Below are 3,650 nucleotides of genomic sequence, written 5' to 3'. Positions count from 1 at the left end.
GTCACCGGGCGGCGTCGACAGCAGCTCCACGAGTGCGGCCCGCTCATCGGCATCCAGGGTCACCGACTCGGCGACGTACTCCGGGTCGTCCTCCGCATAGATGACCAGCTCGGTCGTCCCGTCACGGCGATCTACCATCCCGACCTGACGGCCGGCGGCAGTGCGGAAGACATAGCGGGTCCCGATACCTGGCAGCGGTGTCTCCTCAACGCGCATGCGAGTCCTTTCCCTTCAGTCGTTGCCCCATCGTTGGGACCTGCGAGCCAGTGCCAGCGCGGCAACGAGCAGGAAGGCTGCCCCGGCGTTGATCGACAGTTCGAGGAGCTGATCGCGTCTCTCCTCGGGCGTCTCGGGAATGGCGAGCCGTACGACGATCGACAGGATGTGGCGGACCAACGCGATGATCCCCACCAGGATGAACGGCTCGAGCTGGAGGCGATGGCCCTCGAGATGAGCCAGCACGGTCAGGAAGATCTCCGTGATGATGAGGATCAGCAGCAGCGCTTCGATGACCGAGATGAACGCCTCCGTCCAGGTACTGCGGTTCCGGGCGATGATGACCACGGTGTGAATCAGTACGCCGATGCCGATGGCCAGCAGCACGAAGGAGACGAGATAGAGCAGGATGTACTCGGCCATGACGAGGATCCGCAGCAGCGGCGTGGCCGGTCGTCTGCCGTAGCTCTCCGCGGATCCGTCAGCGGGCTGGACCGACATCAGAGACGCTTCGCATGCCTGCCCGGCCGCGACCGGTGCGGCGCCTCGAGCATTCCGTGCAGGTGCGCGGCCGCCGCTTCGATGTCGTCGTACTTGTACTGCGCGGCTCGCGACTCGGCGGAGATCACCCCGCACCGATGGACCTTCTCGAAGTCGCCGAACGGGAACTTGTACCTCGCCTTGGTCTCCTCGCCCTCTTCGTCGTCGATCCCCAGATACCACCTCTGGTACTCGGCGAACCCGTGATCCGCGAGGTATTCGTTCTCCCTCGCGGCGGTCGGCCGGTGTTCACTCCAGTCGTCCCGGTCGTCCAGGATCACCCGGTCTTCCTTGATGAGTTCTCGCGCCCGCGCGTAGGCCAGCTTGTTCAGTACGACGGCCATTGGTCTCACTCTCCCCGCTTGCTGTCCGCTGTTGATCGGTCCGGCCAGGTCGGACCGGACCGGTTGTCGGTGGTGTCGGCTGCCGTACGACGGAATGGGTCGCCGGCGCTCGAGATGTCGGCGCGGACCTGCGGCAGTGCGCCGGGATGCCGTTCCTGCAGGAAGGCCAGCAGCTTCTCGCGCACGTCGCAGCGCAGATCCCAGTTACTGGGCGCGTCGGCGGAGCTCACCAGCCCACGCACGACCATCGTCGACGGCGTGGTGTCCACGACCTGGAGCACCCAGTCCCGGCCGTCCCACAGAGGCGATGCCTGGACCAGGCGGTACATCTCGGTCCGGAGCTCCTCGACGGGGGTGGTGAAGTCGACGTGCAGCACGATGCTGCCGAGCACCCTGGCCTCGTGACGCGTCCAGTTCTGGAACACATGGGTGGTGAACCAGGAGATCGGCAGGATGAGCCGGCGATTGTCCCAGGTCCGGACCACGACGTACGTCAGGGTGATCTCGTCGACGCGACCCCACTCGTCGTCGACGACGACCACGTCATCGATCCGGATCGGGTCGGACAGCGCGATCTGCAGTCCGGCCAGCAGGTTGGAGATCGTGGACTGCGCGGCCAGCCCCGCCACGACGCTGAGCACCCCCGCCGAGACGAGGAAGCTCGCGCCGAGATCGCGCGCCGACGGGATCGTCATCACCGCCACGGCGACGGCGACGACCATCAGCATCGCGACAATCACCCGGCGGAACACCATCACCTGGGTGCGCAGCCTGCGCGCCCGCCGGTTGTCGTCGACGTCGATGTCGAGACGGGTGAGGGCCACGTCCTCGACGACCCGGGTCAGCCGGATGATCAGCCAGCTGACGGAGGCGATCAGCGCGAGGACGAGGACCTGGCGCCCGAGCTGGCTGAGCGGGTCGCTCAGCCCGACAGAGGGAAGGGCCGTCAGCAGCGCCGCGATGACGAGCGTGGCCCGGAACGGACCCCTGCACCGCAGCCGGAGCGACGGCCAGACCGGCGCTGCCGACCGGGAGTGCCGGCGGCGAACCACCCTCTCCACCGTGAACGCGATCAGCCACGCCACCGCCGCGGTGGCGATCAGGGCGAGCGCCGACTGGACGAACTGCGATCCTCGTTCCATGCTCCACACCTCGGGTGCAGGTTTCGATTAGGGCTGCGAGGACCGTCACTCCCGCACGGGTTTCTCCGATCCGTCGTCGCCGGGCCCGGGAGCGCGACGAACGTGTGAGGTGAGCCCGCCGGTGAGGCCGCTCTGTACACCAGTCGTGACGGCCCGGACGGACAACGGCGTGGCGACGGCCTCGAGCGCTCGGCGCTCGGCATCGACGCCCCAGCCGAACTCGACGAGTCCGCCGGCCATCATCAGGACCGAGGCGAAGGCGTAGCCGAGGAAGACGCGTTCTCGGTCGCCGCCGTCACCGATCAGGGCAGCGAACAGCCAGGGCGCTACGACTCCGCCGGCCAGCACCGACATCGCGAAGAAGAACGCGATCGCCTGCGCCCGGATCTCGACCGGGAAGATCTCACTCACGGTCAGGTACGCCGATGACGCCGCGGCGGAGGCGAAGAAGAAGATGACGCACCACAGCAGCGTCTGGGTGGTGGCGGTCAGCGCGTCCTCGTTGAACAGCCAACCGGTGGCGAAGAGCAGCACCGCGGAAAGACAGTAGGTACTGCCGACCATCACCCGTCGGCCGATGGTGTCGAAGAACTGGCCCAGGAGCAGCGGGCCGAGCAGGTTGCCAAGCGCGAACGGGAAGATGAAGTACGCAACCGCGTCGGCCTTGATGCCGTAGAAGTCGGCGAGGATCAGGGCATAGGTGAAGAAGATCGCGTTGTAGAGGAAGGCCTGCGTGGCCATCAGGCTGAAGCCGACCAGCGACCGGCGGCGGTAGTCGCGCAGGACCACTCTGACGAGTTCCCGGTAGGACACCGTGCCCCGCGGGGTGAGCTCGATCGCCTGGTCCTCGCCGACAGGCTCGAGTACGGCGCCCTTCGCCGCCGCGTCCCGCTCGATCTCGCCGACTATCCGCTCGGCTTCCTCCGCCCGTCCGTGGGTGAGCAACCAGCGCGGGCTCTCCGGGAGGTGCCGGCGCAGCGGCCAGATCAGGATGCCGATGACGGGCCCGATCAGCAGGGCGAGACGCCAGCCGAGGTCGATCCCGAAGACCCCTTCGTTGAGGAAGAGGAAGTTCGCCGACGCGCCGATCATCGCGCCCAGCCAGTACGTGCCGTTGACCGCGAGGTCCGTCCGGCCGCGGTAGTGCGCCGGGATCAGTTCGTCGATGGCTGAGTTGATCGCGGCGTACTCACCGCCGATGCCGGCTCCGGCGATGACCCTGGTCAGCCCGAAGAAGACGAAGTTCATCGAGAAGGCGGTCAGGGCGTTGCCGACCAGGTACACCCCCAGCGTGAGCAGGAAGAGCTTCCGCCGGCCGACCTTGTCGGTCAGGCGGCCGAACACGAGCGCGCCGCCGACCTCACCCAGCAGGTAGAGGCTGGCCGCGAGTTCTACCTGGGAGGAGGTG

Annotated in this window: 5 protein-coding genes; all 5 read right to left on the bottom strand. The window is 67.4% G+C overall.

Going from position 1 to position 3,650, the window contains the following annotated elements; translation table 11 throughout:
- A partial coding sequence (locus VFG33_RS20655; RefSeq protein ID WP_524538140.1) for a cation:proton antiporter regulatory subunit occupies window positions 1-216 on the bottom strand: 216 nt, incomplete at its 3' end.
- 15 nt (window positions 217-231) lie between these two features.
- The gene (locus tag VFG33_RS20650) at window positions 232-717 is read right to left on the bottom strand and encodes a phosphate-starvation-inducible PsiE family protein (RefSeq protein ID WP_325054552.1); all 486 of its coding nucleotides are present in this window, start codon (window positions 715-717) and stop codon (window positions 232-234) included.
- A complete protein-coding gene (locus VFG33_RS20645; protein WP_325054551.1) occupies window positions 717-1,100 on the bottom strand; it encodes a hypothetical protein in 384 nt (127 codons plus the stop codon). The genes VFG33_RS20650 and VFG33_RS20645 overlap by 1 nt, the downstream gene beginning before the upstream one ends.
- Before the next feature lie 5 nt (window positions 1,101-1,105).
- Window positions 1,106-2,242: a mechanosensitive ion channel family protein gene (locus VFG33_RS20640; RefSeq protein WP_325054550.1), complete on the bottom strand. Its 1,137-nt coding sequence runs from the start codon at window positions 2,240-2,242 to the stop codon at window positions 1,106-1,108.
- Between the two features lie 45 nt (window positions 2,243-2,287).
- Window positions 2,288-3,650 (bottom strand): MFS transporter (locus VFG33_RS20635; protein WP_325054549.1); only part of this gene is annotated, 1,363 nt, incomplete at its 5' end.

The organism is Kribbella sp. (assembly GCF_035687465.1).
Taxonomy (GTDB): domain Bacteria; phylum Actinomycetota; class Actinomycetes; order Propionibacteriales; family Kribbellaceae; genus Kribbella.
This window is presented reverse-complemented; position numbering and strand designations above follow the sequence as displayed.